The 3,924-nt window shown below is 33.9% G+C and carries 8 protein-coding genes and 1 other annotated feature; all 8 genes read right to left on the minus strand.

Annotation, left to right across the window (positions count from 1 at the left end; genetic code table 11):
- Window positions 1-178: 178 nt before the first annotated feature.
- Entirely contained in the window at window positions 179-547 is a 369-nt protein-coding gene (gene rplL, locus CPAL_RS01530; RefSeq protein WP_061858385.1) for a 50S ribosomal protein L7/L12, read from the minus strand.
- 51 nt (window positions 548-598) lie between these two features.
- Window positions 599-1,108, minus strand: coding sequence for a 50S ribosomal protein L10 (gene rplJ, locus CPAL_RS01535; protein ID WP_061858384.1), 510 nt, complete (start codon window positions 1,106-1,108; stop codon window positions 599-601).
- A gap of 13 nt (window positions 1,109-1,121) precedes the next feature.
- Window positions 1,122-1,258, minus strand: a sequence feature (ribosomal protein L10 leader region).
- 48 nt (window positions 1,259-1,306) lie between these two features.
- A complete protein-coding gene (gene rplA, locus CPAL_RS01540) occupies window positions 1,307-2,005 on the minus strand; it encodes a 50S ribosomal protein L1 (RefSeq protein ID WP_061858383.1) in 699 nt (232 codons plus the stop codon).
- A 55-nt stretch (window positions 2,006-2,060) separates the two neighbouring features.
- Window positions 2,061-2,486 carry a 50S ribosomal protein L11 gene (gene rplK, locus CPAL_RS01545; protein WP_061858382.1) on the minus strand — a complete coding sequence of 142 codons (426 nt, stop codon included), beginning with the start codon at window positions 2,484-2,486 and terminating at the stop codon, window positions 2,061-2,063.
- Window positions 2,487-2,560: 74 nt separating this feature from the next.
- Complete coding sequence (gene nusG / locus CPAL_RS01550) at window positions 2,561-3,082, minus strand: transcription termination/antitermination protein NusG (protein WP_061858381.1); 522 nt, start codon at window positions 3,080-3,082, stop codon at window positions 2,561-2,563.
- A gap of 46 nt (window positions 3,083-3,128) precedes the next feature.
- Complete coding sequence (gene secE, locus CPAL_RS01555; RefSeq protein WP_061858380.1) at window positions 3,129-3,350, minus strand: preprotein translocase subunit SecE; 222 nt, start codon at window positions 3,348-3,350, stop codon at window positions 3,129-3,131.
- 40 nt (window positions 3,351-3,390) lie between these two features.
- On the minus strand, window positions 3,391-3,555 hold the full coding sequence (gene rpmG / locus CPAL_RS01560) for a 50S ribosomal protein L33 (protein WP_278320556.1): 165 nt from the start codon (window positions 3,553-3,555) through the stop codon (window positions 3,391-3,393).
- Window positions 3,556-3,803: 248 nt separating this feature from the next.
- Window positions 3,804-3,924 (minus strand): EF-Tu C-terminal domain-related protein (locus tag CPAL_RS01565; protein ID WP_146126573.1); only part of this gene is annotated, 121 nt, incomplete at its 5' end.

Raw genomic sequence — 3,924 nt, forward strand, 5'->3', positions numbered from 1 at the left:
TTCATTTTTAAACCCTAAATTTTTTCCAGTAAAAATCGGAATTTATATATTTCAATTATTATTCATCTAAACCATTACATATCAAGGGGCTACGCCCTATTTATTTTTTAATCTGCGAAACTTCTGTCACTAAAATAAAAAGGCACTTAAACAAGTGCCTTTTTACTTATATTAGATTCTACTTTAATTCTACTGCAGCACCAACTTCTTCAAGTTTTGCTTTCATTTCTTCTGCATTTTCCTTAGAAACTGCTTCTTTAAGTGTCTTAGGAGCTCCGTCAACTATTTCTTTAGCTTCCTTTAATCCTAATCCAGTTAATTCTCTAACAACTTTTATAACTTTGATCTTGTTAGCTCCAGCATTAGCTAAAACTACATCAAATTCAGTCTTTTCTTCAGCAGCTCCTGCAGCTGGTGCACCTGCACCTGCAACTGCAACTGGTGCAGCAGCACTTACTCCAAATTCTTCTTCACATGCTTTTACTAATTCGTTTAATTCTAAAACTGACATTTCTTTTATAGCTTGAATGATTTCTTCTCTTGTCATTATAATAGCACCTCCATAATTTTTATCTATCTTTTTTCCGTTATTTTAATTCTATTCAGCAGCTTCAGCTGAACCATTCTTTTCTGCAATAGCATTTATCAAGTAAACAAACTTTGATAGCGGAGCCTTTAGGCTGCCAAGTAATTTCGCAATAAGAACATCCTTTGGTGGTATTGATGCAAGTTCTTTTATCTTTGCTTCGTCGAATATTTGGCCTTCAACTATACCAGCTTTTAATTGTAATTTTTTATGATCCTTTGCAAAATCATTTAATATTCTTGCTGGAGCAGTTGCATCATCATATCCTATAGCTACAGATACTGGCCCTTCTAAGTACTCAGCTATTCCTTCTAAGCCTAATTCCTTAGATGCTAGAGTAACTAATGTGTTTTTATAAACTTTATATTCAACACCAGCTTCTCTTAGCTTCTTTCTAAGCTCTGTATCTTCTTCAACGTTAAGTCCTTGATAGCTAGCAAGTACAATTGATTGAGCTTTTTCAAACTTTTCTTTTATCTCTTGAACTTTAGCTTCTTTTAATTGTCTATTTTTTCCTGCCACTGTAGCACCTCCTCAACTAAAAGTTAAAGCCTCTTCACGCAGACGTAAAGAGGCTTTATAATATCCAATCCCGAATATTTAAATCCTCGGTAGGTTGGTTTCCCGTTACGCTTTCGCACCTACTGTCTGCGGAGATTTATCTTATTTAATTTCACACAACGTGATTTATTATATCAAATCTAAATTGCTAAGTCAATATTACTCTATAACTTTTGCAGGATTAATTTTTATTCCTGGTCCCATAGTACTTGATAATGTTACAGATTTAATATATTGTCCTTTAGCTGCTGCAGGTTTAGCCTTAACTATAGCTTCCATTAATACATTATAGTTTTCAACAAGCTTTTCATTTCCAAATGATTTCTTTCCTATTGGAACGTGAATTATAGCTGTTTTGTCTACTCTGTATTCAACCTTACCAGCTTTAATATCTGCTATTGCTTTTGATACATCAAATGTAACAGTACCTGATTTTGGGTTAGGCATTAATCCCTTAGGTCCTAATACTCTACCTAATCTACCTACTAATCCCATCATATCTGGCGTAGCAACAACTACATCAAATTCAAACCAGTTTTCTTTTTGGATTTTATCAATAAATTCTTCTGCTCCTACATAGTCAGCTCCTGCTGCTTCTGCTTCCTTAGCTTTATCTCCTTTAGCAAAAACTAAAACTCTAACTTTTTTTCCTGTTCCGTGTGGAAGCACTACAGCTCCTCTAACTTGTTGATCAGCGTGTCTTGGATCTACACCAAGTCTTACGGAAAGTTCTATAGTCTCATCAAATTTAGCTTTTGCTGTTTTTAAAGTAAGATCTATAGCTTCAGAAGGTGTATATAAAGTATTCTTATCGATTAGCTTAGCGCTTTCTAAATAAGTTTTTCCTCTTTTTGCCATATTCTTTCCTCCTTGTGGTATTAGCGGTTTTTACCTCCCACTAATTGAATATATATTACTCTTCAACTGTTATGCCCATGCTTCTAGCTGTACCAGCTATCATGCTCATAGCAGCTTCTAATGATGCTGCATTTAAGTCAGGCATCTTTGTCTCAGCTATTTCTTTTAGTTGAGCTTTTGTAATCTTTCCAACTTTTTTCTTATTTGGTTCTCCTGAACCACTTTCTAATCCAGCCGCTTTCTTAATTAAAACTGCTGCTGGAGGAGTTTTTAATACAAAGCTGAAAGATCTGTCTTGATAAACTGAAATTATAACTGGAATTGTCATTCCTGCTTGATTTGCAGTTTTTGCATTGTATTCCTTACAGAAAGCCATAATGTTTACACCGTGCTGTCCAAGTGCTGGTCCAACTGGTGGTGCTGGTGTTGCCTTTCCTGCTGGAAGTTGAAGTTTAATCATTCCTACTACTTTTTTTGCCATAATTTACACCTCCTCATATGTGGTAATGCGAGCTTTTAGCTCTCCCACTGTATAAGACCAAGTCTTATAGCAGGTTAATCAAGTTTTTCTATTTGATTAAAATTAAGTTCAACAGGAGTTTCCCTGCCAAACATATTAACTAAACCTTTGAACTTTTGTTTTTCAACATTGATCTCTTGTATCAATGCAATAAAACCCTTTAGTGGTCCAGAAGTAATCTTGACATTTTCCCCTACTGATACGTCGATATCCACAGTCTTTTCAGTAATTCCCATAGCTGCTACTTCTTCGTCAGTTAGAGGAACTGGCTTTGAACCAGGCCCAACAAATCCCGTAACCCCTCTAGTATTTCTAACTACGTACCATGATTCATCTGACATTATCATCTTCACAAGTACATAGCCAGGAAATATCTTCTTTTGGGTTATTTTCTTTTTTCCATCTTTTACTTCTACCACTTCTTCTATTGGGACTCGTATATCATGAATTAAATCTTGCAATCCTCTATTTTCAATTGCCTTTTCTAAATTCACTTTAACTTTGTTTTCATAACCAGAATAGGTATGAGCAACATACCAACGAGCTTTTTCTGCCATAATCAGGGGATGAGGTTAATCCTCACTCCTACCTCCCTCTTATATTTTATTTGAATACAAATTTGTAAAGGCTATTAAAACCATAATCCATTAATCCAATTATTATAGCACTAACAGCACAAAAAAACAAAACTATTATAGTAGACTTTTTTATTTCATCCTTAGGTGGCCAAGTTATTCTCTTGGTTTCTGCCTTTACTTCTTTAATAAACTTGACTATACCTTTTTTTGATTTTTCTTCAGCCTTTTTATTTTCATTTAAAGCCATTATATTCACATCCTTAAGTATACTTAGTGAATACAAGCAATTATTTTGTTTCTTTGTGAAGTGTGTGCTGGCGGCAGAATCTGCAATACTTTCTCATTTCTAATCTTTCTGGGTCATTCTTCTTATTCTTCATTGTATTGTAATTTCTTTGCTTGCACTCTGTACATGCTAAAGTTATCTTAACTCTCACAATTAACACCTCCATATTCTGCGTATACACACACAGGCATTACTATTTCATAAGCATTATATTGCACATATTTATACATTAAAATTCATATAAATTTACGTGTTACTTTAAGAATTTATCATAAGTTGCTGTATATGTCAACTTTTTTCTTTAATCACCTTAATTGTAATATAAACCAATGTAATATAAACCATTTTTTATTTTCTTAATTATGCCTTTTAAAAGGACTAAGTGTTGAACCTAGTCCTAATTATTAATTAAAACTATTCTACTATTGAAGTAACAACTCCTGAACCTACTGTTCTTCCACCTTCTCTTATAGCAAATCTTAATCCTGCTTCCATTGCTACTGGTGTGATTAATTCTACGTTCATGTCGATGTGG

It is taken from the genome of Clostridium thermopalmarium DSM 5974, assembly GCF_002995795.1.
GTDB lineage: Bacteria > Bacillota > Clostridia > Clostridiales > Clostridiaceae > Clostridium_H > Clostridium_H thermopalmarium.